This window comes from Coraliomargarita sinensis, from assembly GCF_003185655.1.
Lineage (GTDB): Bacteria > Verrucomicrobiota > Verrucomicrobiia > Opitutales > Coraliomargaritaceae > Coraliomargarita_B > Coraliomargarita_B sinensis.
Genome location: NZ_QHJQ01000012.1, coordinates 35122 through 62032 on the forward strand (window position 1 = coordinate 35122; position 26911 = coordinate 62032).

General features: G+C 53.3%; 23 protein-coding genes. 8 read left to right on the forward strand and 15 right to left on the reverse strand.

Going from position 1 to position 26911, the window contains the following annotated elements; all coding sequences use genetic code 11:
* Positions 1 to 16: 16 nt before the first annotated feature.
* From DDZ13_RS13615 to DDZ13_RS13625, 3 genes are read right to left on the reverse strand one after another with little or no spacing between them, the layout of a single operon-like run.
* On the reverse strand, positions 17 to 514 hold the full coding sequence (locus DDZ13_RS13615; protein WP_199221134.1) for an adenylyltransferase/cytidyltransferase family protein: 498 nt from the start codon (positions 512 to 514) through the stop codon (positions 17 to 19).
* A gap of 8 nt (positions 515 to 522) precedes the next feature.
* Positions 523 to 1524, reverse strand: a complete 1002-nt coding sequence (gene rfaD / locus DDZ13_RS13620) for an ADP-glyceromanno-heptose 6-epimerase (RefSeq protein ID WP_110132012.1) — start codon at positions 1522 to 1524, stop codon at positions 523 to 525.
* 53 nt (positions 1525 to 1577) lie between these two features.
* On the reverse strand, positions 1578 to 2126 hold the full coding sequence (locus tag DDZ13_RS13625; protein WP_233246168.1) for a D-glycero-alpha-D-manno-heptose-1,7-bisphosphate 7-phosphatase: 549 nt from the start codon (positions 2124 to 2126) through the stop codon (positions 1578 to 1580).
* 185 nt (positions 2127 to 2311) lie between these two features.
* Here DDZ13_RS13625 and DDZ13_RS13630 point away from each other — a divergent pair, with 185 nt between their 5' ends.
* A complete protein-coding gene (locus DDZ13_RS13630; protein ID WP_110132014.1) occupies positions 2312 to 4606 on the forward strand; it encodes a lipopolysaccharide kinase InaA family protein in 2295 nt (764 codons plus the stop codon).
* A 21-nt stretch (positions 4607 to 4627) separates the two neighbouring features.
* Here DDZ13_RS13630 and rfaP read toward each other — a convergent pair whose 3' ends face one another.
* The 3 genes from rfaP to DDZ13_RS13645 all read right to left on the reverse strand — a co-directional run bounded on the left by rfaP (position 4628) and on the right by DDZ13_RS13645 (position 7468).
* Positions 4628 to 5473, reverse strand: coding sequence for a lipopolysaccharide core heptose(I) kinase RfaP (gene rfaP / locus DDZ13_RS13635; protein ID WP_158279927.1), 846 nt, complete (start codon positions 5471 to 5473; stop codon positions 4628 to 4630).
* A 65-nt stretch (positions 5474 to 5538) separates the two neighbouring features.
* The gene (locus DDZ13_RS15360; RefSeq protein ID WP_146209373.1) at positions 5539 to 6276 is read right to left on the reverse strand and encodes an alpha/beta fold hydrolase; all 738 of its coding nucleotides are present in this window, start codon (positions 6274 to 6276) and stop codon (positions 5539 to 5541) included.
* 61 nt (positions 6277 to 6337) lie between these two features.
* A complete protein-coding gene (locus DDZ13_RS13645) occupies positions 6338 to 7468 on the reverse strand; it encodes a glycosyltransferase family 4 protein (RefSeq protein WP_110132017.1) in 1131 nt (376 codons plus the stop codon).
* 256 nt (positions 7469 to 7724) lie between these two features.
* Between DDZ13_RS13645 and DDZ13_RS13655 the strand changes: the two genes are divergently transcribed.
* Positions 7725 to 8495, forward strand: coding sequence for a glycosyltransferase family 2 protein (locus DDZ13_RS13655; RefSeq protein WP_110132019.1), 771 nt, complete (start codon positions 7725 to 7727; stop codon positions 8493 to 8495).
* 6 nt (positions 8496 to 8501) lie between these two features.
* Here DDZ13_RS13655 and DDZ13_RS15865 read toward each other — a convergent pair whose 3' ends face one another.
* Both DDZ13_RS15865 and DDZ13_RS13665 read right to left on the reverse strand, forming a co-directional pair.
* Positions 8502 to 9074: an acyltransferase gene (locus tag DDZ13_RS15865; RefSeq protein ID WP_110132020.1), complete on the reverse strand. Its 573-nt coding sequence runs from the start codon at positions 9072 to 9074 to the stop codon at positions 8502 to 8504.
* Positions 9075 to 9114: 40 nt separating this feature from the next.
* A complete protein-coding gene (locus DDZ13_RS13665; RefSeq protein ID WP_110132021.1) occupies positions 9115 to 9927 on the reverse strand; it encodes a sulfotransferase family protein in 813 nt (270 codons plus the stop codon).
* A 425-nt stretch (positions 9928 to 10352) separates the two neighbouring features.
* Between DDZ13_RS13665 and DDZ13_RS13670 the strand changes: the two genes are divergently transcribed.
* Positions 10353 to 11333, forward strand: a complete 981-nt coding sequence (locus DDZ13_RS13670) for a glycosyltransferase family 2 protein (protein WP_158279928.1) — start codon at positions 10353 to 10355, stop codon at positions 11331 to 11333.
* 5 nt (positions 11334 to 11338) lie between these two features.
* Complete coding sequence (locus DDZ13_RS13675; RefSeq protein WP_110132023.1) at positions 11339 to 12298, forward strand: exostosin domain-containing protein; 960 nt, start codon at positions 11339 to 11341, stop codon at positions 12296 to 12298.
* Here the strand turns inward: DDZ13_RS13675 and DDZ13_RS13680 are convergent.
* The 7 genes from DDZ13_RS13680 to DDZ13_RS13710 all read right to left on the reverse strand — a co-directional run bounded on the left by DDZ13_RS13680 (position 12276) and on the right by DDZ13_RS13710 (position 18828).
* Positions 12276 to 12935 carry a sulfotransferase family 2 domain-containing protein gene (locus DDZ13_RS13680; protein WP_158279929.1) on the reverse strand — a complete coding sequence of 220 codons (660 nt, stop codon included), beginning with the start codon at positions 12933 to 12935 and terminating at the stop codon, positions 12276 to 12278. The genes DDZ13_RS13675 and DDZ13_RS13680 overlap by 23 nt on opposite strands.
* 62 nt (positions 12936 to 12997) lie before the next feature.
* Positions 12998 to 13957 carry a sulfotransferase family protein gene (locus tag DDZ13_RS13685; RefSeq protein WP_110132025.1) on the reverse strand — a complete coding sequence of 320 codons (960 nt, stop codon included), beginning with the start codon at positions 13955 to 13957 and terminating at the stop codon, positions 12998 to 13000.
* Positions 13954 to 14781, reverse strand: coding sequence for a putative capsular polysaccharide synthesis family protein (locus DDZ13_RS13690; protein WP_110132026.1), 828 nt, complete (start codon positions 14779 to 14781; stop codon positions 13954 to 13956). The genes DDZ13_RS13685 and DDZ13_RS13690 overlap by 4 nt, the downstream gene beginning before the upstream one ends.
* Positions 14782 to 14793: 12 nt before the next feature.
* Entirely contained in the window at positions 14794 to 16533 is a 1740-nt protein-coding gene (locus tag DDZ13_RS13695; protein WP_110132027.1) for a carbamoyltransferase family protein, read from the reverse strand.
* A 39-nt stretch (positions 16534 to 16572) separates the two neighbouring features.
* Positions 16573 to 17361: a lipopolysaccharide kinase InaA family protein gene (locus DDZ13_RS13700; protein ID WP_110132028.1), complete on the reverse strand. Its 789-nt coding sequence runs from the start codon at positions 17359 to 17361 to the stop codon at positions 16573 to 16575.
* Positions 17361 to 17891: a BUD32 family EKC/KEOPS complex subunit gene (locus DDZ13_RS13705; protein WP_146209374.1), complete on the reverse strand. Its 531-nt coding sequence runs from the start codon at positions 17889 to 17891 to the stop codon at positions 17361 to 17363. The genes DDZ13_RS13700 and DDZ13_RS13705 overlap by 1 nt, the downstream gene beginning before the upstream one ends.
* A 148-nt stretch (positions 17892 to 18039) precedes the next feature.
* Positions 18040 to 18828 carry a lipopolysaccharide kinase InaA family protein gene (locus tag DDZ13_RS13710; RefSeq protein ID WP_110132030.1) on the reverse strand — a complete coding sequence of 263 codons (789 nt, stop codon included), beginning with the start codon at positions 18826 to 18828 and terminating at the stop codon, positions 18040 to 18042.
* A gap of 181 nt (positions 18829 to 19009) precedes the next feature.
* On the opposite strand from DDZ13_RS13710, the gene DDZ13_RS13715 reads away from it, so the two are divergent.
* The 4 genes from DDZ13_RS13715 to DDZ13_RS13730 all read left to right on the forward strand — a co-directional run bounded on the left by DDZ13_RS13715 (position 19010) and on the right by DDZ13_RS13730 (position 26899).
* A complete protein-coding gene (locus tag DDZ13_RS13715; protein ID WP_158279930.1) occupies positions 19010 to 20929 on the forward strand; it encodes an LpxL/LpxP family acyltransferase in 1920 nt (639 codons plus the stop codon).
* Positions 20926 to 22350: a lipopolysaccharide kinase InaA family protein gene (locus DDZ13_RS13720; protein WP_110132032.1), complete on the forward strand. Its 1425-nt coding sequence runs from the start codon at positions 20926 to 20928 to the stop codon at positions 22348 to 22350. Before DDZ13_RS13715 ends, DDZ13_RS13720 begins: the two co-directional genes overlap by 4 nt.
* Positions 22347 to 23306: a glycosyltransferase family 9 protein gene (locus tag DDZ13_RS13725; RefSeq protein WP_110132033.1), complete on the forward strand. Its 960-nt coding sequence runs from the start codon at positions 22347 to 22349 to the stop codon at positions 23304 to 23306. The genes DDZ13_RS13720 and DDZ13_RS13725 overlap by 4 nt, the downstream gene beginning before the upstream one ends.
* Positions 23307 to 23470: 164 nt before the next feature.
* Entirely contained in the window at positions 23471 to 26899 is a 3429-nt protein-coding gene (locus tag DDZ13_RS13730; protein ID WP_110132034.1) for a DEAD/DEAH box helicase, read from the forward strand.
* Positions 26900 to 26911: the final 12 nt, after the last annotated feature.

The window sequence follows — 26911 nt, forward strand, 5'->3', positions numbered from 1 at the left end:
GTGACTGCGGCGGCACTTACAAGCTGGCGGCACGGTGAATTTTTTCGATCATCCTGGTGGTGCTGAAGCCCTCGAGAAAAGGAAGAAATTTGATTTCGGTACCGACCGCTTCGAAAGCCTCACGCTCGCCGGCGTGCAGGGTGTCCAGGGTGTAGTCCCCGGCCTTGGTGTAGATGTCAGGTTGAAGCAGTTTGATCTCCTCGATCAGGCGTGGGTTGTTGAAGACAACGATGTGATCCACGCAGTTAAGTGCCGCCAAGCAGTAGGCGCGCTCCGCTTCGGACTCAATCGGGCGGGTGGGGCCCTTCAGCGCACGCACGCTTTCATCACTGTTGATCAACACCCACAGACTGTCGCCCAACTTCCTGGAGGCTTCCAGATAGGAGATATGACCGACATGCAGTAGATCAAAACAACCATTGGTCATGACCATGGTGCGGCCCGCATCACGCAGCTTTTGGCGCATTCCGACAGCCTCTTCCAGGGTCAGCCATTTTTCGTTGGGAAGGTGCATCGATGGGGTCAGGACTCCTGTCCGAGATGTTTGTTGGGCACGAGGTAATTTTGCACGTAGTCTTTGACCGCACTGTGTAGATTGAAGTTTTTGGATGCGTCGAAGCCGGTGGAAAGCAGCTTCCCGGTGTTGGCACAGGTGTAGTACTGATACTTGCCCTTTAATGTTTCGGGCATGTCGATGTATTTGATGTTCGGCTCGAGGTCGAGTGCGGCGAATATCGCTTCGGCCAGTGCATTCCAGGTGTTGGCTTCACCGCTGCCGAGATTAAACAAGCCGTTGGCTGCGGGTGTTTCCGCGAGGTGTATGCTCATCGCAACCGCATCTTTCACGTAGAGGAAGTCACGCATCTGGTTGCCGTCGGTGTAATCGGGATGATAGCTCTTGAAGAGCCCGATCTCGCCGGTGGCGGTCACTTGATCGTAGGCCTTGTTGACCAGGCTGCGCATGTCGCCCTTATGGTTTTCATTGGGACCGAACACGTTGAAATACTTCAGGCCGACGATACGGTCCAGCCAGCCCATACGCTGCGCGTAGCAATCGAACATGTGCTTGGAATAACCATACATGTTGAGCGGGCACAGTGTATGCAGGTCTTCGAGCGTATCCTCCATGCCCTGGCTGCCGTCGCCATAGGTTGCGGCGCTGGAAGCATAGACGAAGCGGATGTTTTTTTCGATGGCGATCGTAGCGAGCGCCTTGGTGTATTCGTAGTTATTCCGGATCAGGTAACTGGCGTCCTTCTCGGTCGTGGCAGAGCAGGCACCGAGATGGTAAATGGTCGAGAACTGGTCGAAGTACTCCGGTTCGGTCTCGGCGAGCTCAAGAAGGTCGTCAGCTTCGAGGTAGTCGGCGTAGCGCAGCGGAACGAGATTCTTGAATTTGTCGTCCTGACCGAGAATGTCGGCAATAACGATGTCACAGTTTCCCCTCTGGTTGAGTGCCTGTACCAGCGCGCTGCCGATAAATCCTGCGCCGCCTGTGACGAGAGTGTAATTGCCTGTTTTCATTTCAATGTTTGTTCGAGTCAATTCGCTAGAGTCGCCTGAAAGGGGGGCTTAGGTCAAGCCGTCAAGATCCTGTCGACGCATGTTGGGAAATTCTCGCACAATGTGAAATCACCTGTGATTTCGCCAGCGTTTGCCCGCTTGGGCAACTCTGGTTTGCCATTGCTGACGGCCCAAGCTTGGGCTCCCGAGTTCCATGCGGTTTCGAGATCGACCAGGGTATCGCCGATCATGTGGCATTGCTTTGGAGTGGTGCCCAGGTGCTGACAGGCTTCCTCGATGAATCGTGGCGAGGGTTTACGGTAGCCGCCTTCGGTGTCCGGGAGCTCCGGCGCGATGCACCAGCCGGCGATCTGCCCGGGAGCGATTTCGAGGAGTTCAAAGAGCTTTTTTTGGCAGGCGTGCACCGTTTCTATGGGAAAGTAACCGCGGCCGACTCCGGATTGATTTGTCAGGATGAAGAAAGGGATCTTCTTGTCTATAAGTTGGTGGACGCGGGCTTTGACTCCGGGCAGCAGCTTGAGCTTGTCCGGATGGTCGATGTAGTCGACGTGTTCGATCAATGTACCGTCGCGGTCGGCGAAGACTGCAGTTTTGGGGGACAAGTTAGCGAAAGCCGGGTTATGCCATACGTTTTCGGTCATCATTTTGGGGTATTTAGAGCGTGGTCGGTGAGATTGTCAGTCTTGACTTGAGTTATTTCGGCTAAAGTTTGCCAATGATTTTCTGCTTTGGCTCATTCGCCCTTCCGGCGAATTGTTTTCCCGCATAATCATATTTCTCTTACGACATGCCTGATGGCTCACCGCGCAAACCGGACCACGCGTCCAGTCCAACACCTCCGACGAAACCACGCTTTGTCAATCTGGTTTCGCCGGGGCGCCTGGATATGGAGTTTTTCTGCGAAGTGGCCAAAGGGCTGCTGAGTTTTAGCCTTTTCGGTCAAACAGAGAATCGGACCGCGCAGGGGCGTACAATAGATGAGACATTCGCAGCTTTCAGTTTGGCCGTGCCCCAGGATACCGATGCGTCCCGTGAGGCGCTGGAACGGATTCGGGAGTTGGGCGTCAGGGCCGTGCGGATTGATTGCTCTGAGGAGACGAGTGCGGATGCCCTGATTCCCTTGTTGGAGGGGCTTCAGGCTGCCGGGGTCGCCGTGCTCCTTCATTTGGTTCAGCCCTTAAGCCAGGCAGGGGAAATGCCGGAGGATTCGGCAGTTCAGGCATGGAAGCAGTTCGTTGAACGCGCCTTGAATGTTTTTTCCGCTTACGTCGAAGCTGTGGAAATCGGCACGACCATCAACCGTGCCAAATGGTCGGGCTATTCTCTGGCGGGTTTCCTGGCCGCTTGGGAAACGGCTTACCCATTAGTCAAAGGATATGGATTGACGGTTGTGGGGCCGAATGTGACGGATTTTGAGCCACAATACAACGCGGGTGCGCTCGGTATGCTCAAGCGGCGGGGTATATTGCCGGATATTCATTCCAACAACATGTTTGCCGAGCGGACGATTGAGCCTGAGGCATTGGATCGTAAGATTTTGGGCGAAACCTTCAAGCGTCTCCATGGCTACGATTTGATCAAAAAATTAGGCATGGTGGCCTGGATCGGCCGCCGTTATGGCGTCGAGCGGCATTGGTCGACCTGCGCCTTCTGGACCCTGCCACGCATTGAGCGCATTCTCGCCAATGCGGAAGACCAGAAGGCGGACTATCTGGTCCGTTATTACATCCTTTGTGTTTCGCAAGGCAGCTTCGAGCGCTTTTACTGGGGGCCACTGGTGAGTCGTAGAGAGGGTTTACTGGACGATGGCACCGGTCTGCCGGAGGACCGCAGTGTTCGTGATGTGGTCTCCTATTATCGCGAGCTTCCCGGGCAGGCAGACCAATGGCGCCGCCGACCTTCCTTCAGTGCATTCAAGACGCTTTATGCGCGCCTTTCCGGAGCCCGCTACCTGAAGCGCCTTCGCGGCGGAGAGGGGCTCGAAATCCATGCCTTCGAAAAAGGTTCGGAGCAGTTCCATGTGGTTTGGACAAAGAATGGTGCCTTGGCGCCGAGCGCCGGTATCTATGGGGCAGAGGATCTGGCGGCGCTCAGCTCGGTAAGCACCCGGGATGGTCAGCGGCTCGACGAGCTGCCCGATTATTTCTCCGAAAGCCCCCTGTATCTTTTCTGGCCGCTCTCTCGCGATATCGTGGTGAAGCCTGAAGCCGCAGTCCTTCCAAAAATGATTGCCGCACGGCCCGATCCGGGATCTCGCTATTTTGCCTACCGGAGCGGGGAGTGGCGCGGCACGGTCTGTGCCCGGTCCCGGGAGCAGGCCGATCGACTGATCGAACGCTTCAAGCCGGATTCGATTGGCAGTCCCGTAAAAGAGTCAACCCTGCGCCAGGCGCGCAACGTGATCTGGTCGGTTGAGAACCCGCTCGACCCGGCCCAGGCGCTGGTTGTCAAAAAACCCGTTCGCGTCGCCTGGCATAAACGAATTCTTGATCGCAGGAAGCCGTCCAAATCGCTGCGCAGCTGGAATGGTACGAGCGAGTTGCAACGCCGTGGGATTGAGACGCCGAAAGTGGTGGCTTACTTTGAGCATGAAGACCCTGCCAGAGTGCTGGATAACTGGTTTATCTGCGAGCATGCCGGCACACATCTAAGTGCTCGTCGTTTTTTTGCCGCATATGCACGGGGGGAGGATACCGTCGAAGGATTTACCTTCGAAGCTTTTGCCCGGCAGTTGATCGCGTTCATCCGCAGTGTACACAAACGAGGTGTATACTTTCGTGATCTTTCAGGGGGCAATGTACTCGTGAGAGTCGAAAAGGGCGGCAAATTGGTCTTTTCATTGATCGATACAGCGCGCGCAAGGTTCTCCGGAAGACGTTTTACACGGAGTCAGCGTGTTGCCGATTTAAAGCGCTTGGTCTTCAAGTTGAATCCCCATCAACAAAGTTTTTGCATGAAGACCTATCTCGAAGAGGAAGGTGTCCGCTTTACCTTTAGGTATAGGCTCAGCTTTAAACTCTACGCAATTAAGGCCTCTCTGAAGCGTTTAAAACGCAAGGCGCGTAAACGATTGTGCTTGTAATGGCCATCGGACAGGTGCGGTTCAATTCGTTCGGAGAAGTTTGGGTAGTGTCGGTGGTTTTCGGTGGAAACCGTTGTAGAGGCGGATGGCTCGCCGGACAATTTTCGTCCATAGCCTCTTCTTTTCCCAAAATTCCTTTTTCCAGTCCGCACCCAGGTATTCCTTCAGGAATCGGACACAGTCGGCCGAAGTTAACCCCACATCCAGCGCGGAAAATAGTAACGCGCTGAGATCTTTCTGCAGCCACCTCGCAGGCACCTCTTTCCGTTTCTGTACGCGGTGAAGATCAATAAGGTAGAGTGGAAGAGTGCGACCTGGATTCCAGTCGAGTATGATGCTGTGATTAACCAGAAAGTGATTGATGTATAAGTCGCGGTGGTTGATGCCACACCGGTGCATCGTCCGGGTGATGCGGGCAATTTCCCCGACCAAGTATTGCTTCAATTCGACCCATCGCGTGCCCTCAAATCCGAGCCAGCCCTTTTTGAAATGTTCCAGATTTTCACAATTCTCCAAGGCTTCCAAGGCGACGAATGATTCGACTGCATGAGGATATCTGCCACGCTCTCCCTTGCCCAAGACTTTCGGCACGCGCAGGCCCGCCTTATTGAGGATGCTGGCGCCTTCCCATTCATTACGGGCGCTGACGACTGGCTTTCTAAAACGATACCACTCTTTAATGACTTCCTTCCAACCACATCCGAGGTGTCGCTTTACAAAAATGTGCAAGTCCCCGAGATTAACTTCGTAGGTTAGTCTGTGTTTAACCTCACGATGCGTTTGTCCCCTGGGTTGCAAGAACCACTCGAATACATCCCTCTCTTGCTCAAGGGCGTTCTGTAACTGTGGGTCTAAATCGAGATACATATTAATGTTTGTTCCTTGTGTCGCGATTGGCGAATGCATCCATGTTCGTCATTGATGTCCCGAGATCAATTATGCGGAATCTCGATAATGCCTTTGTGGTTGGGATTGGGAATGTGACCATTGAGGATATCTCCCAGGAGGCCTGCATTGCGGATTTCTTTGACAAGCCGATGGCTTGCGAAATCAAAAGGGTGAATTCTTACCTGTGGCAGGTGTTGGATATTCGACGCATGAGTGAAGTCCCGTGGGCTGTGGGCGGATACAATCAAGTCGACGCTCCAGTCGGTTTGCTCGCTGGATATATCGGCTAAATCGTAATACTTCTTGCGGAAAAGGCTTTTTAATTTGGTTTTGCGCAGGGCGGATTTCCACCTGAAGTCTTGGTGTGCTTTTCGCTTACTTGAGCTGATGTAGGTTTGTGGAGAAATGGCGATTGCCCGGCAGTTTGAAAGCAGCGAGGCAAATAATATGGAAGCAAATCCACCCATAGAATTGCCTACCAGGATTGTTTCTTCTGGACGATAGTGGGTGATGCGTTGTCGCAAGAAGTCGCGGGTACCAAGGATATCTTTGGATATGCCTTTTAAACCACAATGATACCATGACTGGCTAAAATCGCGCACAAAAATCTTATTTTCGTTGAGGATGTTGGAGGCTCTACAGAATTCAAAAGGGACCAGGCCGACGCCTGATTTAATACCGCCAAATAGAATGTAGAGCTTCTTTGAATCACTTACGGGTTGTTCAAAGACCGGCGACGAACTGTTCTTTAGATCAGCGGTAAGATTAGATGAAGGTGGCATATTGTTGCATGGCAGGCTTGCGGTTTACACTCTCGGGGAAATCCATCGGAGGAGTTGAGTGCTATTCAGAGCGTGGTTGTTTTCGCTTAAGTTTAGCCTCGATTATTTTAGCGGCTGTTTCATGGCAGCTATACAAATCTTCGTGAGCAGCATACGCCAGCGCATTCTGTTGCATATCAGCTCTCTGTGCTGTATTACGGACAAACTCGCGCACTGCAGAGTTCAGCGCCTTTTGTGAGAACGGACTGCCGATCACTTTGCCGGCTTTTGCCTGTTCGATGTGTGGCGCGTAGCCACAAGTGTCCGTCGTCAGGACCGGGAGTCCATGTGTTAATGCTTCGAGTAAAACCTTACCTGCGGATTCGCTGTACGCGGGGTGGAGAAGAAAATCGGCGGCGTCATAGAAGCGGTCGACATCAGCCCGGCCTCCCAGGAAACGGATCGTGTGCCCGGTTGATTTTGCCAGAGATCGATATTCGGATGCTTTTCCGTTTCCCACGCACCAGAACTCGAGGCGGAGTGCCTCCTGCTGATTCGCGCGAATTGCCCGAAGCGCCCTGTCCAGACCTTTAACCCGAAATCCCGAACCGACGAAGAGTGCCACCACCGAGTCTTCGGGAGTGTTGAGTTCCTTCCTCAAGGAGCATCGGTTGTCCGCTTGTATCGATTTAACAAATTGTTGCCGTTCGATTCCCGGTGGGAGCTCTATAAATTGCTCTTGGTCGCAACCATAGTAATGAATGAAATGTTCTATTTCCCGCGCAGTCAGCACCAGGGTTAGTGGTGGGTCCTTGCTTTTGAAGATGGCCTTTTCCAGCTCAGCGTAGTGGCGGTGGCGAAAGCTTAGACGGTAAAATATCGACCTGTCTTCAACACGTTTTAAGTAGCAAGGGTCAGCGGCAAAGTAGATATCTGCCCCGGGAATACGGTTAAAGGCCACGAGGCCATCCGGATTCAAGGCTTGGACGGCCTTTTTGAGGTCGCTGAAAAAGATTTTGTTTCGCCCCGTGTTACTCCAACCGCGCCTTCCCAGTTCGTGGACCGTCATTTCGTCTGGTATTTCACCCTTCCAGGTTCGACAAAAGATATGTACCTCGTGCCCGCGCGCGGCGGTTTTTTTTGCAGTCGCCAGACAATCCTCCTGTAGCCCGCCAAAACGGTAATAGTCATAAAGTGCGAAGGCAATCTGCATGGCGCTATCTCACTATGTTCAGATGGCGGGGCAACGTGAAATTTCAGGGCATGTCTTGTGCCGTCGTGGCAGGGTACGCGGTGAACCTGCCCGGTCCGAATCCGGGCCGTTGCGCTAAAATCATTCTGACAATATTCTGTGGTCCCGTATTACGCTCCTTGACTCCAATAGACGGGAGCGGCAAAACCATTTGCCAGATGAGAATTCGGACTATCTCCAGTTCCAATTCGACACACGTATCCTTTTTACGCCTGTTATGCATCAGAATGATTACAAGCTTACAGTTATCATTAGTACATATTCTGATCGAGAGCTGGTTTCTAAAAAGCTGGATGAAATTACCGGTCAGAGTGCGTTCGATTCCTGTGAGTTTATCTTTATCGACGCCTGTTCGCCTGAACATGAACATGAGCTTCTGCAGCCATTCTGTTCAAAGCACCTGAACTGTCGAATCATCAGGTCCGATGAAAGAATCAGCCTTTACCAAGCCTGGAATATCGGTTGGAAGGAGGCGAGGGCGCCTTATGTCTGTGTCTCGAATATGGATGACATGATGCATCCCAAATTGTTGGAGACGGTCATCCGCGAAGTTGGCATGGGTTCATGGGATGTTCTCTCTGTTTTGATTGCCCGCCAGGAAAGGGATAGCAATTGGAACTCCTGGGATCAAAAGCGCCTGAGCAGGCTGGATTTAAATACTCGGCCTGGCGCATATTTTGCCTGGCGCAAAGACTTGAATTCCGTCCTGGGAATGTTTGACGAGAATTTGGTTCTTATCGGGGATAAGGATTTTTGGGCTCGTATTCGTGATCATCGGCTGCGTATCCGGCTTATTCCCAAGTTGCTGTATCTTTACACAAAACATGAGCAGCAGTTATCCAAGAAGGAGGAGTTTCGCCATCTCAAAGCCAGCGAGCGCAAATTGTGCTCGCAGAAGCCATACCCCCATGAATGGCCCCGGCGATTTCAGTGGAAAGCCCGTCTCTGTCGAAGTTTGCCCTTCAAATACATCTATGAGCCGGCATGACCGAAGTCATCGTTCATCTTTGTTTGCAGCAGGCGCATCTTTATTACGTTTAAGACCGTCCTCCAAAACGGCTTTCATATAATAACTTTCGTTTTCTGCCAGACGAACGATCTCTTGCTCATCACGCTGCTTGATGATTTTTGCCGGATTGCCCCCGACAATCGCGCCTGCAGGTACATCGCGGGTTACGACAGCTCCCATTGCCACAATCGCACCATCGCCGATCGTAACCCCCGGGGCAACCATGGCTCGATAACCGATCCATACCCCTTTGCCGATGGAAACGGGGCGGAACTCGTCAAATTCGTCGTAGGGAAGATATTTGTCCTGTTGGTACCGATGTGTGCTGCTCAGCACGACGACTTCCGGTGCAAAAACGGTGCCGTCGCTAATATTAATTCCGCCCTGACCGTTTAAATAGCAGCATTTTCCGATTCGAACCCACGAGCCGATTTGGATTCTTTCCGGAAAAGTTAGTCGTGCGCTGTCATTTATATGCACTTGATTGCGGGAGCCACTCCAGCTTTTGGTTTTCGGTTTGCCCCGAAGGCCATTTAAGAAATTTTTCAATGCCTTCATTCGTTTGTGTCTGCCTCCGTACAATTTTCGAACCGGAAATTCAACGCAGGTTGCGTGACTTCAGGTAACGCTGAGATTGGATGAACTTCCGGACGCTGGTTTCCAGGCGCTTGAACTTCAGGTAGTACTCATTGTGCCGGCTGGAAAACTTTTCGATCGGCATATCGTTTAACTCGTTCATCCAACTGTCATCCTTCTCATAGCCCAACCGGATTAGTTCTGAGGCGAGCTCCGGATATTTAACCAGCTGCGATTTTATTCGCGGCAAATGCATTTTCCAGCCGTCGTGACGGGATGTACTGATTGCACGAACGCCGTTGAGCGCGTTCACCGACTTCTCGGATGGTGTGGCGACATTAGTGTATTCGGTAAATGGATGTATACTTTTGAGGAACGGAAATTGGGATAATATCCTTTGCTGTATGCCATTGGGGTCTTGAGTGAGCTCTTCGTACTTAATTAGTAGAAAGCGGTCATGCCCCTTCAGGGCATCAGCGGCTTTTTGGCACTCTGCCCATTCGTCAAAGTCGACGAAGTATCTATCCGATATTGACTTATGAATACTGCTAATGACGGACCTGGGGTCGCGGGTTAAGGCGATTAGATACAGATCGGGGTCACGGAGAAAGATTCGCCTGATGTATCGAATGTCGGTTGGCTTTTTACTAAAAAAAAGTTCTGCGCCTTCGTCCAATGGCTGGAAGATGCTCATTTCGTGTTCGCAGCGACCGTCATTCTCGATGCATGCCGCCATCAGTTCCATCATCAAGGTGGTGCCGCTACGCGGGCAGCCTACGATGTGTAAGCGCTTTTGGCGTGCCGGAGTGGCGTTTTGATGTGCATTGAGATCCATGGCGGGTATTGGGTAACACTATCGTAAAATTTTTGCTATCATAGTAATAACATGTCGATCACAATCATTTGTTCCGTTCAGGTTATATCTAGAGTAGTTGAAGTTGCTGTCGGCGGCGTCTTGCCTTGTCATTGGATTTCCTGAGGCTAGCTTTCAGAGGAGTACGATGATGATTTACCAGGTATACATAGTAATGATAATGCGGTTGCAGGAATACGGCAGTGAGGCGCTACGGCCGCTCCTTGAAGCGTGGCATTCGTCTCCAGGAATAGAAAGTAAGCCGTATGCCCATAAGGACGCCGGGCTCGATTCATCCCAGCAGATCAGTCCCGCTACGGCATATGGATTGTGTCTCTTCCGGGAGCTTTGGGTTTATAGTAAGGACTGGTTTGTGCAACATCCTTATATCCGGATCCCATCCTAACATGTTGGATATTAGTGTCATCATACCGACCCGTAATTCAATGGGGCATTTGAAGGCTCATTTGAATGCCCTGTTGCCATGGTTGTCCGAAGTGAAGCAGGTGGTCGTTGTGGATAGTGAGTCGACCGATGGAACTGTAGAATATTTTCACGAGCATCTCTCTCACCCGAATCTGGTTTTTATCGAACATCCTCCAGGTCTCTATGAGTCCTGGAATGCTGCGATTCAACGGGTCGAGGCCAACTATCTCCACTTTGCTACAGTTGGCGACGTGATGCCTTTTGAGTCCCTGGTCGAGCTGTATCAGATTGCCGTCAATGAAGATGCCGATGTCGTTCTTTCTCCTCCTGAGATAGTTATGCCCGACGGGCAGAGGAATTTCGCGGGCTGGCCTATCCACCGCTATTGTGAGGCGCTCAGTTCAAATGAGCCTTATGTGTTACCTTCTGTCGAACGGTTTATTTGGAATGTACATGCTTTGCCGGGAACTTTGATTGGAAGTTCGTCAAGCAACCTGTATCGCACTTCCGTTTTGAAGTCTGAACCATTCCCGTGTGAATACGGGCACGCCGGCGATTCAGCCTGGGCGATTGCCAGACCACATACTGAACGCTGGGTCGTTGCCCCTGCTGTGGAATCTATTTTTATCAAGCATGCATCTTCCGGTCGCCAGAGATGGGGGTCAGTTCTGTCACGGCCCAAGTTGTATCAATTGGCGGTCGACGCATTTCGAACGTTGTCCCGTAGTACGAAGGCAGATGAACCCGGGTATTCTTTATTGGGAGAATTGCATTTGCTTTTGGAGATGTACGTTCAGAAGGGGCAGTTGGTGGAAGAATGGAATTCCGTAAGAGAGGGGGCGATTCCATGGTTCCTACAACCGCGTGCGATCGGATTGCGGAGGAAACGAAAACAGTTGGATCTAAAATTAAGGTGCTTGGCAGACGATTTATGTGCTCGTGTGGTTGGTTCTGAGAAGTAGAGGCTATGAAGTTGCAGGATTTCCAGTGTAGTGGGGGCATCCCGGTTCAAGAGCAAATTTTGACTGTGGATAACCCGGAATTCGGTTCTGAATATTTCCGGTTGGATGTTTCAAATCCGGTGAAATGGAGGGCCCCAACCCGGACGCTAAAGAGAAATATCCACCGATTACGTTTAAATATGCGTGACCGGAGCTTATCCCTGGAGGGTCTGAAGGAGGGAAGGCCGATCTACCTCTGCAATTCGGATGGCCGAATTGAATCAGCCCATAAGATTCAACTGCCAGCCGCTCGTTTGAAGGCTGCGATCCAAAGGCATGTCATTGTACTCGGGAAGAGTGATGTTGAAATTAATGATGCGTTGCTGGAGCCATATCAGGGCAGTCGGGTGAAGCTCTATGGAAATAATTTGAATACGAATGACGAGTTGGCGGGGTATTTCCCGATGGGGCGGGATTTTAGAGGACAAAAATCTCACGGGTTGGCTCCGCAACCGCAAAAAGCAAATCTAGTCTACTGCAACTTCTCTTTGGATACGCATCCGGTCCGGAGCGATGTCTGGGCGGCAGTTCGAAGCAAGCCTTTTGTTCACTCCGAGCATATGGGGGAGTATCGGAAATATGCACTGTCGCACGAAGCTTTTTATGGCCAACTCAGAGCGTCGAAGTTTTGTATCTCTCCGCGTGGCAACGCAATTGAAACCTTCCGAATGTGGGATTCGATGTACGTGGGTACGATCCCGATTGTCGTACGCGAGGCAAAGTTGCATGATGAGTTAAATGATCTGCCTATTCTGTTTCTCGAAGATTATAAGGAATTCGCTGATCTGAACGAAGCTGTGCTGGAGCAGAAATACAAGGAATTCTCCAGTAGAAACTGGAACTACGAGAAACTGAAGATCGGTTATTGGCGCGCACGGATAAATGAATCAGCGCGGGAACTGGCTACCCGGTATACTGATAATTGAAGGTCTCAATCTCATAAGCATAACGCTTATGAACCAAGGCATGTGCGGGCTTCGAATACAGGTCCGCGGGTTGTACGGATCGATTCCGCGTTTCCGACCTGAACCGCGGTAGCCAATCCTCATTCCAGGGTAGGCCGAGGTCCTCACAGATGCTCTTCATGTCTTCTTTCATATTTTCGAAGCGAATAAATCTGTCGATGCAGGGCTTGTCCTCGATTAAGTATTTATCTCTGTCGATCGGAGGATGCCCTTTATGCAACCAGCCCAGGAAGCGGTGTTGGTCCTTCGATAGTAATGGGTACCTGATTTTCTGGGCAATCCGTCTCCGGGGCTTGAAGTTGAAATCTTTACCAAAATGGAAGTAGGCGGAAATGCATTTATCCCAGGGGTTACGGATCGAACAGAACTTGTAGTAGCTGTTCCATATCTCATCGCCGACATGCTGCTTAACCTCGGCAGCCGGCATGTGGTTGTACCATTTGATTTTTCGTCCACCTAAATGCCCACGAAAACCGATAATACCTGCATCGGATTCGTAAGAATCCCGTTCGCGAAGTGGTTCCCATTCACCTTCATGCATGCAAAAGCGTTCGAAGTAGGACTCTGTTGAAGTGCCCGCGGTTTTGACGGTCTTCATGTAAATAAATTTATATCTGTGGCTGATCAGCATAATTAGGACTCCGGGTGTCTGGTAGGTGGCTAGTCTTTCGGTTTGTAAGTATAAGGGTAGATGTGATGTTTGGTTAATTCACGGACAATACGCTTTTTATGGCTTCGTTTTTTACGCATCGTATAAAATAGATCTTTCAGGCCCGGGATTAAATTATTGAACCTACCAGCGCCGGAAATGTTCTCTGGTAATGTGTAGCCTAGCTCGCCAAGCCATTTCGCGCGCGGGTGTTCGAAATAGGTTTTAGCCCAGCTTTGACGATACCAGTTCGAATAGTGTGCCATCCATTTATCCCGGCTGTCTTTGGAGATTGTCGCATATTTATGTGTGCCGGAAGGGTCTCCTAAATTACCTCCGGTGTCTTTCGGGAGGATTTGATTCCCAACCGCCGAAAGTTCCGGCAGCCCCAGATAGTCCCCGAGTTTATCAAGGACCGCCTCCGGAGTGCTGACCAGGTCTTCGTACTTTAGGGAACAGATGGATGCCTCATGCTGTACTTCAAACTGATGCAGCCGATCCATGCCTGTAGTCAGGTCGATGATGAAGTCGTCAAATCGCCAGTGTTCTTTGTAAAAAGTGTGGTGGATAGACGAAGCAATCGCCAAGGGGTGACGCCAAAGAACGATAAATTTAGCATCAGGGAAAACTTTGTGGATCTCTTCTGCAATTAAGGTGTAGCGCGGCGTTTTATCGATGAAAAAGGCTTTGCCTTCTGATAGGTTGGAGTAGATGTCTAGCATCATGCGGCGTACCCCATTCTGGTAACATGAATCAAATCCACTCCATTTTTTTTGCATGTCGTGCAAGGAAACGGAGAGGTTGTTTTCACGATAACTCGCATATCGTTGCACCGTACGATGATCGCCTAGAAAGCGTAAAAGTAAGCTTGGTTCACCCAAAGTGGCGCATTGTTGCGTCGCGAGCAAAACCCGCTGTAGCAATGTAGAGCCAGACCTTGGCGTGGAGAAAATGAATACGGGCTGTGTCATGTCTCAATCCACTTCGCTTGCATCGCAGCTATTTCCTGCTCGCTGAAGAAGTGCTTCGTATAGCTGCTATTCAATATTGTTGTTCCCAGCTCTTTTGGGAAACGTATTGTCTTCTTAAAATCAGCGTAAACAGGATTTAATGATTTTGTATGAGTTTGATTGGATGGCCTGATTTTCAGATTCTGAAGGCCGAGGAACTCGGAGATAACCTGATTTTTGTTTTCGTCCGGCAAGTCCGTGCGGAGGACGAGTAAGTCGTAGGGCTCTAGCTCGTATTGTGCCCATTTACGCGAGGTATCAAAGGGGTGAGCAAAAACATCGATCTCGAGTGTCGGGTTGAATTCTTTTTGGTACCAATCTGTGGCCAGACTATGATGGCTCGTCTTTAAAAAGTCACGAATCAGTCGATCAATGAATTCTTTCCGGTTGCTGTGTGGGCGCTTGGGCTCTTTCGAGTTTTCAAAGTATGCAGAAATGTTTCGTTCGAAGGGATCTCGGACCAAAGTGATAATCTTTGCCGGTCGTCTTGGCGCAATGATCGTTTCCCAGAGTGACTTTGCTGTTCGTAGACGTTTGTCCGGATTGGCCCATGAGTCTGCTACTCTGCGACGCCGGTTTAATTGCCGTGGCATCCCAAGTAAATGGGCATGAAATGCGTGGCAGTCCTCCCGTTGCTTCAATGCGTGATAGATCGAAGAGGAAGCGACTTTCCCCATCTGGTATATTATTACTATCGGGGCGTCATCACGGATACTAGCTTGAATTCTGGCACATTCCCGTCGGATTTTCCGGTGCCGCTGGATGAGCGTGAATGGATTCATCATGCTCGCGTACGATTAAAATTTCGGCGCGGTGGTTTTCTTTACGAGAATATCTTCCATGATCAAAAACTGCAGGTCCGAGCCGTAGAGCATGTTGAGCGCGTCGGTCGGGGAGCAGACCATGGGCTCTCCGCGGCGGTTGAGCGAGGTGTTGAGGCATACCCCGTGGCCGCGCATGCGTTCCAGTTCCTTGATAAGAGCATAGTAGCGTGGATTGGTCTCTTCGGTCACGATTTGCGCGCGGGCGGTGCCGTCCTCGTGAACCACCTCCGGCACGCGCGATTTCCAGTGCTCGGCCATGTCAAAGGTGAATGTCATGTAGGGGGCCGGGTGCTTGGACTGGAGCAAGTCTTCGGCTACCGTATCCAACATACTGGGGCAGAAGGGGCGCCAGCGCTCGCGGTATTTGATCTGCTCGTTGATTCGGTCGGCCACGCCGGGATAGCTGGGGTCGCCGAGAATACTGCGGTTACCCAGCGCCCTGGGGCCGAACTCCATCCGGCCTTGGAACCAGGAGAGGGGGTTGCCGGCTGCGAGAATCTGCGCGCCGGTAAGCGAGGGGTCGTCGAGCACCTCCCAGGTCGGTTTCTCCGGGTGATTTTTACAGGCTTCGATACATTCATCGCTGGTGAAGGCCGGTCCAAGGTAGGCGTGTTTCTGGGGCTGAATGGTTTCGCCGGCCAGATGCGCGGCATAGGAGGCGGCTCCGATGGCCGTGCCGGAATCACTGGCTGCAGGCTGAACGAAGAGCTCGTCGACGTAGGGCAGCGCCATGAGGCGCTGGTTGAGCTTTACGTTGAGCGCAACGCCCCCGGCGAAGGCGAGCTTGCCGGTTTCTTGTAGAATATCCTTGAGATAGTAATCGACGAGATGGAGCGCGACGTCTTCGAGCAGTTGCTGCATGGAGGCGGCATAGTCGATGTAGGGATCGTCGATTTCATCGCCCTGGCGCTTTGGTCCGAGCCAGTCGATCAGCGCCGGGCTGAAGTAGTAGCCTTTGCCGTTTTCTTTGTAGCGGCGTGTCCCGATGACGTTGACCAGCTTGGTATTTACTTTGAAGTCGCCGTCGCCGTATTCGATCAGGCGGGAGAAATCGTATTTTTTCGGATCGCCGTAGGGGGCCATGCCCATGACCTTGAACTCTCCATCGAGCATTTCGAAGCCGAGGAATTCGGTCAGGGCGCCGTAGACGCCGCCCAGAGAGTCGGGGTCGTAGAACTCCTTGATTTTGTGAATTTTTCCGTTCTCCGCGTAGCCGAAGAAGGTGGTGGCATACTCGCCCTTGCCGTCGATCCCGAGAATAGCAGTCTTTCCCTTGAAGCCGCTCAGGTGATAGGCGCTGCTGGCGTGGGCCATATGGTGCTCGACGGGCTGGAATTTTGTCCGGGTCATGTCGAAGCCGAGGTCGTCGAGCATGGCGAGAGCCTGGCGTTTGTTACGTTTGAAGCGACGATTGCCGTTGAAAAGGGCGGTGAGGGCGCGGTCGGGCGCATACCAGTAGCGTTTGGCATAGTGCCAGCGATCCGGCCGGGAAAGGGAAATGGGCGCATAGGGGTAAGCGACAATATCGATATCCCCGGGGTTGAGCCCGCCCTGCTTCAGGCAGAACCTTGTCGCCTCGTGGCCGGGTTTACCCTTGGCATGTTTGTCACGGATGAACCGTTCCTCTTCAGCGGCGGCGATCAGTTCGCCGTTCATGAAAAGTGCTGTTGCCGGATCGTGCCCGACAGCACCGCCTAGTCCTAAAATGTTCATGATCTGTAGTTATTTGGCTTCAAAGGCCGGGGCAAGTTCTCAAATACCAGGGCCCCCGCGCATTTTATGAATCAGCTTACGCTGTTTAGTGTTAAAATGTTCTGTCTGGAAATAAGATTTCAAGAAATGGTTTTTTTCTGCGTGACCCAGCTTGGGAGTATGGCGCATGAAGTGGGAACAGTCTTTCACCGTGCGTCGGCCCAATCCGAGGCGCTTGCGGGTCTTTTCCAGATCCACGACCCGAACGTCGAACTCTCCGTTGTCTTGTTTGCGGACAAAAAGGTGTTTGGCAGAATAACACATATGTAGCCATCCGGCCTGATGGATCTTGCAGGCAGTGGCGGCAATAGCTTCCAAGGCCTTATTCAGGGTCGCTTCATCCGGTGGTGGCTCGGGAAGTTCTCCCTTGAGCCAGGGGCCGAGTGGCCACCAATCTTCCAAGGACTCGGTAACGAGAACGGAGTATTGGTCTCCGCACTCCTGCCATTTCGCAAAGAGTAATACCTTTGGAATCGCGGCACAGGCGTCACGCAGGGTCATCATTGCGGAAAACTCGCGCTCGAAAGTGAGACGTTTTAGAAAGCAAGTGTCGGGCGCCCGATAAAAGTGGTTTTTCTGAATCTTCAGGAAAACAGCTTTATCGCTTTCCTCGGCTGCATCGGGATTCAGGACGATTTTGCTGACTCCGCTCCAGCCGCCTCGGCGCAAGTTAGGAGCTTCGAACCAATCGAATTCCCGCCGGCTCAAAGCACCAATGTCGAGCAGGCCCGCATCTTCCAAAATGCACTTTTTCTCCGGTGCATGCCATAATTTAGTTACCTTTAACATTATTTCAGGACCGCGTATTTTGAGAAGATTGCCTCGTATTTTTCATGCAGCGTCTGTTTGGCACTATCCCGCAGCCTGGCTGCGTCAAGGTAGGCGTTTATAAAGTACGTGCCATCTTCTCCGGACAAGGCGCTGCGATCAACGTCACGTCTGTCCATATGCCGGAAGTTGCGAATACGCTGTTTGATAGAGAGAGGCCCGAACCAGCGAAAACTCAAGTCCGAGATGTCTATCAGCGCTAACTCGCCGTCACTCAATACCAGAACATTTCCGAGGTGGAGCGAGCGAAAGAGAATTCCTTTGTCGTGCAAATCTGCGATGAACCCGCCCAATTTTTCGAACATACGATGGCTGGCGTGGCCGTTGAGGTCCGTCATCGAGTCACGAAACGTTTCTCCTTTCAGCATGCCATAGAGCACAGCATGGCGCTTGATTTCAGGTATGCGGTAAGTCGCTTCGACCTGCACGCTGGGAATCTCTCTTTTCTTTAAGAGATCAGCGTTGCGGGCAAACCGGGTAACGTAAGGCATCCATAATTGTGATGAGATGAATTTCTTGCGCCGGAAGGTCTTCAGAATCCGTTGGTCCGGTAAAAGCCAGACTTTCGGTCCGTAATGATCCTTTTCGAGTATTTCTGCCCCTCGGCATAGATTATCGAAATCAGATTGGCTGATTTTCTTAAGAGCCCTCACGTTGTGTTCTATCTTTGGGGTCAAATCGCCGTCTGCGATAGTTTTCCACTTCGCGGCACATTTTAGCCACACTGCCCGCATTGCCGGAATCACCCAGATAAGCGGCGATAAAGGCTTTACGCTCCTCTTTTGTGCATTCGAGGTGAGCCAGTTTATCCAGAGCCGCGCAATCCTTGAGCTTTTTACGGTCCAGAGCTTTGCCTTTTTTCATGAAACGCCCATTCGGACAGTCGATCCAGAAAAGTTCTGGTGTGGTGCCGTTTGGACGAACTAAAATATTACGCCATTTCAGATCTTCATGAATGAAAGCCTCGGCATGAATACGTGCCGTCCATTCCCCTAAGTTTTTTGCGATGTGACGTCGCATAGCTTGCTGCTCGGATTGCTCCGGGTCGGGGCAAAAACTACGGACAAACTCGTCCAGCTGGAGTGTGCCTTTTTCTGATTCAGTTATGATAAATTCTTCGACGATACGCCCGAAGGGATTCCGCCTTTCGCCCCAGGCAATAACCTGTGGGGTCGGGATGCCGAGGGACTGGAAAAACAACAAGTTGCCGACTTCTCTTTGACTGCGCCCGCTGCGAAATACCCGTTGCAGCGGGTGTTTGCGATTGGCGTAGATCTTTATGTATACTTCTGTTTTTCTGTCGTTATGTGTTGTCTCCCGGATGAACACCGCTGACCTGTCCTTGACGGAGCTGGCAGGCACTTCGAAAGCGTCCAGAAATCCCCAGCCTCTTTCAAGAGACTGCCGGGATGCTTTCACTTTGCTCATCTGATGCGACACGTGTGTCGTATTTGTAACATAATTTAATCCAGAACAAGGCTATTTCTAAAGGTGCTTCGCCTGTCGAAACGTTGCCCCCGGCGGGAAATTAATCCCGACGCAGATCTGTAACGGTCTTTGCCGTAATCGTGCCTTGCGGAGTATCTGCCTTTTCGTCTTCAATGCAGGCTTGCTCTTACTTCTTAAAATATTTGCCCGAACTTTAGCCTGTCTGCCAGAGGCTTTCGTGGCATGTTTATGCCGTTTTTTCGGTTGGTTGGTAGAGCTCTTCATGCCCAGGCGGAGTCGATCGACGATGAACTCCCTGTCGCATGCATTCCCTGATAAAACAGAGCAGTGGCGTAAGACGGTTTTTCGCAGATCGGCGGTACACCTCTTTGAGATGGGTCTGTTCCGGCCGGCATCAGCTTATTTTTCGCAAAAAAGACTGGAGGCCTGTCTCGAGATTGCTCCCGAAGCGCGTGAGATCATCAAAAAATACGAAGAGGGTGGTGCGAAGCATGGGCAGCCGGTGGTAATTATGCTCCCGCACATGACCATGTCTGAGGCGGCCACGATGCTCCCGGCGAGAGCGCCCGGGCTGAAGCCGGTTCACGTCATATTTCGTCCCCTGAATCAGCCGTCAATCAGTCGTTGGGTGACCCGGGAGCGGGAAAAGTTCGGGGCCAACCTGATTTCGCGCCGCAAGGGTTACAACGATGCCATGGCAGCGCTCCGCCGTGGGGAGATCCTGGCGGTCCTTTTTGACCAGGACGCTTCCAAGAAAGGTTCAACCATCACGTTCATGGATCGCATTGTTTCGGCGACCGATTTGCCTGCGCTCATGGCTCACCGTTTCGGAGCCGATGTTTTTCTCATGCTTTTGGAGCGGCAGGGGTTCTGGAAGGCGAAGCTGACCTTGCAACAACTACCGCTCGGCGATTCGCCGGCTGAGACGACCGTCCATGCTCACGATGCCTTGGAAGCTTATCTGCAGCGTGATACTAACACGGCGGCAGACTGGTTATGGCTGCACGACCGCTGGGATCATTTTTATTCCTCGTACAAGCGCTTTAGTTTTCCGGAGAAGCGTAACGAGATCGCTCTTTCGAACCGGCTTCACGGTTACGACAAGTTGCCGCGCAAGGTGCGCTTTTGGGTCCGCCTGCCGAACTGGTTGGGCGATGTTGTGATGGCGCTGCCTGTCCTCCGCGCCATTCGCGAGGCCCGTCCGGACTTTGAATTTACCTTGATTGGGAAAGCCGGATTCGAGCCACTGGTTGACCGGCTCGGTGTTGCGGATCATTTTATTCCATTGCCGAAGCGGGGCAGTGGTTACTTTTGTGCGTTTTACAGGATGCGCAAGATGTATCCGGATACCTATTACATTCTGACGAATTCGTTTCGTGGCGATCTTGAGGCCTATCTGACATCCTGTGCGCAACGTTTCGGTATGGTTCGCCCCGGCAAGCGGCGTCCGCTTTTGACTAATGCCTATCACTTATCTGAAGATATTGACGAGCGGCAGTTGCACCAGACTTCGGTGTGGGAGGGCATGGCGCGAAAGTACGGCTTGAAAGGGGCGATAGATTACAGTCCGGTGAAACAAACGAAAATCGAGAAGTGCCCGGGGCGGGTCGGGTTGATCTGTGGCACCGAGAATTCGCCCGAGAAACGCTGGCCCGTCGAGCACTGGCGCAGCCTGATCACCGGGTTGCTGGAAGTCGACCAGGTCAGTGAAGTGGTTTTATACGGGACGCCGGCAGATCGCACGATTACGGATCAGGTCGCTGCGGGTTTTGATCCCGAGCGCGTGTGGAACCTCGCGGGAGAGACGGATCTGGCGCAGTTCTGTGATGAACTCAGCGGCTGTGAGCTTGTGTGCTGCAATGATACCGGCGGGATGCATCTGGCCAATATGCTGGGTACGCCCGTTGTGGCGATCTTCGGGCCGACGAACCCCGTCCGCACCGGCCCGATCTTTTCGACGCCGCACAGGATATTGCAACCCGACGGTTGTCCGGCGACAGGCGGCGTGCCGATTCGCGAAGTTTCACCCCAAAGCTGTCTTCAGGCAGCGCTGGAAGTATTGTCCACGAATGGAAGATGAGTGCTCGATTTGATAGCATGCTGGTGCTGGAATCTGCGTCCGGATGTTCACTGACTTCGCTCAGTTTAGAGGTTGGTGCGTCGCTCCGCGTCCTTCCCGGTCGCCGGGAAGTCTTCAGCGCCCGCGTTACCGACCTGGACCAACCAGTTGTGGTGAAGTGCTATCTGCCCCACGCAAAGCAGACACGCGATTGGGAAAAGGAGTGGGGCGGGCTGCAAACGCTGCAAAGGCTGGGACTGCCTGCGCCCGGCCCCTTGGCGGTTTGTCGGAATTCGACGGGAGAGATTTGCGTAGTGATGGAGCAGCTTGCTGACGCTGTGACATTGGGCACTTACTTGGAGGATGTGGCTGGACGCAGAGACAGTTCTTTGATGAAAAAGTTAGTCCGTCTGGTGGATCAACTGCATGAAGCCGGAGCCCGTCAGGGTGATCAGCATGTTGACAACTGGGCCGTGTCTGGCGGGCAGGTTTTTCTGCTCGATGCGGGAACATTCCAGTTTCATTCGAGGCCGCTCAGTGCGAAGGAACGATTGGAAGATCTGGCTGCGATTTGTGCGACGCTGCCTCCGGAGGCCGAACAGGATTTCCGGAAAACTCTTTTTTCCTGTGAGGGTGGACCAGTGGTAAATGCGCGTGACGACCTTACGGAGGCCGTCCTTGAAGAGGCCATTGTTCGGCTTCAGAGCGAACGGGCCCGGAAATATTTCAAAAAAACACAGCGCGACTGCACGGAGTTTGCCTCAAGGGAAAATACGACGGGATCTGGAATCTTCTCAAGGTCCGCGGACAAGACTCTGGTCGATCGCTTCTTCGACGATCCGGAAACGCTCATGGCCGAGGGGCGTCGTCTCAAATCCGGCAACACCTGCACGGTGCAGCAATTTGAATGTAACGGCCGGGCATATGTACTGAAGCGCTACAACAAAAAGCCTTTTTGGTCTCAGTGCCGGCGTTCGCTGTCTCCGTCCCGTGCCCGCCTGAGCTGGTCGAGCGCGTGGGTTTTACATCTGGCCTTTGTACCAACGGCCAAGGCGGTTGCCTTTATGGACGAAGGCGGGTTTCCCAGGGGTCGAAGCTATTTTTTGATGGAGTCGATCAATGCGGAGCTATTGGCAGACTATGCCCGGGGCATTTCAGGTGATGCAGCAAAGGTGGCCGAATTGGTGGAGAGTGTTGGGCGCATCTGGGACTGCCTCGGTCGGTTGCGTGCGGTGCACGGCGATCTCAAGGCGACCAACTGGATGGTGAATTCGGACAATAAAGTGTTCCTCTTTGATTTGGATTCCTTTCGCTTCGGCCTTTCGGACGGCGCCTTTGATCGCGGCCGCAGAAAGGACTTGAAACGTTTTTTGAAAAACTGGTCTTCATGGCCCGAAATCGGCGAGGCTTTTCGCCGTAGAATGAAAGGGGGAGAGCCATGAGGCGCATTCTTATCATAAAACCATCATCGATGGGGGATATCATCCATGGATTGCTGGTGGCCGAGGCAATCCATGCACAGCTGCCGGATGTAAGCATCGATTGGGTGGTTCGGCGCGAGTTTGCGCCTCTGGTTGATGCTGCTCGGGTCGTTGATCGCAGCTTGATTTTTGAGCGCGATGGAGGGCTCAAGAGTTTCCTTCGTTTGATTCGTGAGATTCGTGAAACCCGCTATGATGTCGTGCTCGACATGCAGGGGCTGGCACGTTCCGGGTTGCTGACATTTTTTGCCAAATCAGCCAGAAAAATCGGGCGCTCGGATGCCCGGGAAGGCGCTGGATTCTTTTATCGCGAGAAGACCGCTCTCTCGTTGCCCGGGCAGCCCATGCATGCGGTAAAAATACTCTCGGGTTTTCTGGATGTGCTCGGCTTGAAGCCGGATCTGTCGCAGGCGATCCGCTTCCACCCGACCACTTCTAAGGTTGATTTGCCACCTGTTCGGGAAGGGCAACGTCGCGTGGTGGTTTTTCCCGAAAGTCGACGGGCCGAGAAAAATTGGTCGGGTTATGAACGGCTAACACGGGAGTTCCTCGACGCCCCTGGGATCGGCCAAGTGCTGTGGTGCGGGCATGTAGCGTATGCGCCGAAGCGCGCCATCTCTGACCCCGGGTTTATTAATCTAACGGCGAAAACCGGCATCGACGACCTTCCGGGTATTCTCGAAACAGCCGATTGCGTGGTCAGTAACGACAGTGGGCCCATGCATCTGGCGGCGGCTCAAAAGCGGCCCCTGGTGGCCTTGTTCGGGCCGACTTCTCCCGAGCGGTTCGGTCCTTATCCGGTGCAGACAAGTATCCAGCGGATCATTGCGCCTGAAGGTGGCGACCTGACAAAGATTGACGTAAGCGAGGTCAGGCGAGCGGTGGCGGAGGTGCTTGAGGCTGTTGAAGCATCGTAGACAGACATGGAAGGAGGCCCCTCATGGGTGCGAACATTTAGCCGCAGCATGGCAGGGTTCCCGTCCCCGTGGATTATGATTGAGGGAGCGACCCGTCGGAACATTTCAGGAATCGTCATTTCGTACTGGCCAATTGAAATACCTCGCTCTCTTTTGGCCGGTTTATGCGAAGTGATGAAGCAAAGCTTGGTCGTCTGGCGGATTTCGCGCAACTCGACTTGGGCGAGTTATACTACCTGGGTGATCGTCGTATTGTGGAGCGTGGCCTGCGCTACTTTCGGGATTATGCAGTGGACTCGCTTTTTTGGGACGGGCGTGCCAAGCGAATCACGGCGCTGGTGAGCGGTTCGGGCTATGCGCCTTATGAAGTTTTGTTGTGGGTCCGGGATGGTCATGTCGAGCACGAGTGTGAGTGTCCTGCCTGGGATAGCTACGGGGCCTGCAAGCACGGCGTCGCCGCTCTGGCGGCGGTCTTTGCGGTTCTGAATGGTTTTCAGGTGGGCTCGCAGCAGATCCCGGAGGACTATTTACAGGAGCTGCGGAGCGGACTCGGGTTGTCCTCTGGGGAGGCCTTGCCGGAACCGGAATCGAAAAGTGGCGGTAAGGGGGATACCACCAGTTTTACGGTGATCGACCTGAGCAGCTATGGCGGGATGCGGCTTCGAGTACGGGGTGCGATCCCCTACGACCTGTTAAAGTCGGCGGGATTGCATCTGCCCCATAGCTACGGCGGGGGGCAGAGCCGGGAGCTTTTCATGGGGGCTTTGTCGCGGACGCTGAAACCCTTCCTGCACAAGGCGAAGAAAGCGGGCATTCCGGTGCGCTGGCGCTCGGGAGAAGGTGAGGTCGAACTGACGATGGCGACGAGGAATTGTCGTGCCAGAAAAGACTATGCATTGAGGGGCGACAAGGTCGTGCGCCATTATGTTTTCGAGACGATCAAGGGGGATGCTCTGGATGTCGTCGAACTGATCGGTGAGTTCGATTTTGCACTGGATGCGGATGGGCGGGTTTACCGCATTCAACAGGCTAAAGGCGATTCTTTGGGGCCTCATGATGGCGCCCTGGTCCACAGCAGTTCGGTGGATTCCTTCAACCGATATGAGGTGCTGCACGGAAGAACCGAGGCGGCGTTGCAGGAGGACTTTAGGTTTCAAGGAGAATCAATGCAGCCGTTGTTTTTTACGGGCGATGCCTGCCAATTGCAGGTGGATTGCTCGCTCTGGAGAAATGCGGCCGGTGAGGCTGAGTATTGGGAGTTTCGTTGCGGCTTGGAAGTCGATGGCGTCAGGGTGGATTTAGATGGGATGTTTTTGAATATGCTCGATGTCACCTTGCACGCCTACTCGGGCAACATGCTGAGCGCGAAGCGCCGTGTCACGGCCCTGATGGATTTGATTCGTCGATTTCTGGCTGATTATAAGCCCGGAGAGGAATTCGAGCCTTCGGTTTATGCTCGGGATTTTTCCGAATTGTATGGCGCGAACTATCGACATGCGGTACTCGCTATCCTGCGTCGGCATGCGGCCATGATTACAGAGATGGAGGGGGACGCGTATGCACTGGCTGCCGACGCAAAGGCGGGACGTTTCCTGTGTTACGAGGTCCCGGTCCGACATCTTGCGATGCTGGTGCACGGCATGGCGGAACCCGGATCGCGCCGGGACCTTTACGATCTGGCCGAGGGTCGGATTACGGTACGCCGGGGAAGCAGCGGTAGCAGTGCGCTCAAGCGCCTCATCGGAGTCGCGCAACATTTAGGCGTGCGAGTGCGGGTCGACGAACTGCCCGTACGCAGCGAGCCGCTCAGTATTTCGGTGGACGCGAAGGCTTCCGGCAACGACATCGACTGGTTCGCCTTGCATCCCTCGATTGCCTGTGGGGAGCGGACGATCGAGCCGGAGGAGTGGCGGGATTTGATACGCGGCGAACTTCTCCTGCGCGGGGAAGACGGTGCCTTGATCATGCCCGAGGCGGGCGAGGGCGAGGCCGCCGGGCTGGAGGCGCTGGCCTCGATGCTGCGCGTCGACCGCATGACCGGTCAGCTCGAGGCGGGGGAACCGGCGCAAGTCTCGCGGCTACAGATGCTGGATTGGATTGCGCTGCGACGACACGGCGTGAAGGTGGAGTTGCCGCAGGAGGCGGAAGAAGTTTTCCAGAGCCTCCTGCACTTGCGCCAGTTGCCGGAGTATGAACCGCCCGAGGGCTGTGCCGCCGAGTTGCGCGGCTACCAGAAGGCAGGCTGTGCCTGGATCGATTTTCTCTTCCGGCACCGCTTCGGTGCCTGTCTGGCCGATGACATGGGGCTGGGAAAGACCGTGCAGACGATCAGTTTTCTAGTCGCGTCTTTCGAGCGTGGTTTGAGTCAAAAGCATGGCGCGCCTGTGCTGATTGTTCTGCCGCCAAGCCTGGTCTTCAACTGGTTGGATGAGTGGCAGCGCTTTGCGCCGGGCGTGAAGGTGAGGGATTGCCTGAAGAAGTCGGACTGGGACCACGCCTTGGCTGAGGCCGAGGTTGTTTTAACCACCTATGATCGGGTGCGACTCGACATCAGGGAGCTGGAAAAGAAGCGCTTCCAGATCGTGGTCTTTGACGAGGCGCATAATCTGAAAAACATTTCGGCAGCGCGGACCCGGGCCGCCGCTCGTTTAAATAGGCGTTTTACCCTCTGCCTCACAGGGACGCCGGTCGAGAACAACGCTTCCGAGTTTTATTCGGTCCTCAGTGCCGCCGTGCCGGGGATCTTTGGCACCCACAAGGATTTTAAGGAAGTTTTTCGCAAACGACCGGATCAGATTCTCGGCCGGGCGAGGCCGTTTATTCTGCGTCGTACCAAGAAGGCGATCCTGAAGGAACTCCCCAAAAAGGAAGAGCAGGTTTTGCATCTGCAGATGACGCCGATTCAGAAAGAGATTTACACCCGCACGGTGGCGGAGGTGCGCGAGGAGATCGCAGAGGCGTTTGCCGACAAGCCCGAGCAGCAGGCGGGGATCGTGGCCCTGGCGGCGATTCTGCGCCTGCGGCAGGTTTGCGTGAGTCCGGCCTTGCTGGGTAAGGAAATGCCCGATGTGGCACCAAAGTTTGCTTACATGGCGGACAAGCTCGAGGAACTCCATTCCGAAGGCCACGCGGCGCTGGTCTTCAGCCAGTTCATCGGCGGTCTGGACGGCCTTGAAGCCGAGGCTGCCGCCCGTGGGCTCGATTATCTGCGGATGGACGGGCGCACGCCGGTGGCCAAGCGGAAGGGGATTGTGGCGGAGTTCCAGTCCGCCGGCGGCCCACCGTTTTTCTTGATCAGCCTGAAGACCGGTGGTGTTGGTCTCAATCTGACGCGGGCCAACTATGTGTTCCATCTCGATCCCTGGTGGAACCCGGCGGTCGAAAATCAGGCGACCGACCGCGCTCACCGGATTGGCCAGCGACAGGCCGTTTTTGTGCAGCGCTTGATCATGGAGCACAGCATCGAGTCACGGATGATGGAGTTGAAAAACCGCAAAGCGGATCTTTTCCGGCAACTCGTTGAGGTCCCCGGAGCGAAATCCGCCCGTTCAGGGCTTTCCCGTGAGGACTTCGAATATCTCCTGGAAGGCTAGCCCCGGAGTCAT

What these genes read in the sequence shown, in the direction of transcription:
- DDZ13_RS13615 (WP_199221134.1), bottom strand. Translation starts at nt 514, where the DNA reads ATGCACCTTCCCAACGAAAAATGGCTGACCCTGGAAGAGGCTGTCGGA.
- rfaD (WP_110132012.1), bottom strand. Translation starts at nt 1,524, where the DNA reads ATGAAAACAGGCAATTACACTCTCGTCACAGGCGGCGCAGGATTTATC.
- DDZ13_RS13630 (WP_110132014.1), top strand. Translation starts at nt 2,312, where the DNA reads ATGCCTGATGGCTCACCGCGCAAACCGGACCACGCGTCCAGTCCAACA.
- rfaP (WP_158279927.1), bottom strand. Translation starts at nt 5,473, where the DNA reads ATGTATCTCGATTTAGACCCACAGTTACAGAACGCCCTTGAGCAAGAG.
- DDZ13_RS15360 (WP_146209373.1), bottom strand. Translation starts at nt 6,276, where the DNA reads ATGCCACCTTCATCTAATCTTACCGCTGATCTAAAGAACAGTTCGTCG.
- DDZ13_RS13645 (WP_110132017.1), bottom strand. Translation starts at nt 7,468, where the DNA reads ATGCAGATTGCCTTCGCACTTTATGACTATTACCGTTTTGGCGGGCTA.
- DDZ13_RS13655 (WP_110132019.1), top strand. Translation starts at nt 7,725, where the DNA reads ATGCATCAGAATGATTACAAGCTTACAGTTATCATTAGTACATATTCT.
- DDZ13_RS15865 (WP_110132020.1), bottom strand. Translation starts at nt 9,074, where the DNA reads ATGAAGGCATTGAAAAATTTCTTAAATGGCCTTCGGGGCAAACCGAAA.
- DDZ13_RS13665 (WP_110132021.1), bottom strand. Translation starts at nt 9,927, where the DNA reads ATGGATCTCAATGCACATCAAAACGCCACTCCGGCACGCCAAAAGCGC.
- DDZ13_RS13670 (WP_158279928.1), top strand. Translation starts at nt 10,353, where the DNA reads ATGTTGGATATTAGTGTCATCATACCGACCCGTAATTCAATGGGGCAT.
- DDZ13_RS13675 (WP_110132023.1), top strand. Translation starts at nt 11,339, where the DNA reads ATGAAGTTGCAGGATTTCCAGTGTAGTGGGGGCATCCCGGTTCAAGAG.
- DDZ13_RS13680 (WP_158279929.1), bottom strand. Translation starts at nt 12,935, where the DNA reads ATGAAGACCGTCAAAACCGCGGGCACTTCAACAGAGTCCTACTTCGAA.
- DDZ13_RS13685 (WP_110132025.1), bottom strand. Translation starts at nt 13,957, where the DNA reads ATGACACAGCCCGTATTCATTTTCTCCACGCCAAGGTCTGGCTCTACA.
- DDZ13_RS13690 (WP_110132026.1), bottom strand. Translation starts at nt 14,781, where the DNA reads ATGATGAATCCATTCACGCTCATCCAGCGGCACCGGAAAATCCGACGG.
- DDZ13_RS13695 (WP_110132027.1), bottom strand. Translation starts at nt 16,533, where the DNA reads ATGAACATTTTAGGACTAGGCGGTGCTGTCGGGCACGATCCGGCAACA.
- DDZ13_RS13700 (WP_110132028.1), bottom strand. Translation starts at nt 17,361, where the DNA reads ATGTTAAAGGTAACTAAATTATGGCATGCACCGGAGAAAAAGTGCATT.
- DDZ13_RS13705 (WP_146209374.1), bottom strand. Translation starts at nt 17,891, where the DNA reads ATGCCTTACGTTACCCGGTTTGCCCGCAACGCTGATCTCTTAAAGAAA.
- DDZ13_RS13710 (WP_110132030.1), bottom strand. Translation starts at nt 18,828, where the DNA reads ATGAGCAAAGTGAAAGCATCCCGGCAGTCTCTTGAAAGAGGCTGGGGA.
- DDZ13_RS13720 (WP_110132032.1), top strand. Translation starts at nt 20,926, where the DNA reads ATGAGTGCTCGATTTGATAGCATGCTGGTGCTGGAATCTGCGTCCGGA.
- DDZ13_RS13725 (WP_110132033.1), top strand. Translation starts at nt 22,347, where the DNA reads ATGAGGCGCATTCTTATCATAAAACCATCATCGATGGGGGATATCATC.
- DDZ13_RS13730 (WP_110132034.1), top strand. Translation starts at nt 23,471, where the DNA reads ATGCGAAGTGATGAAGCAAAGCTTGGTCGTCTGGCGGATTTCGCGCAA.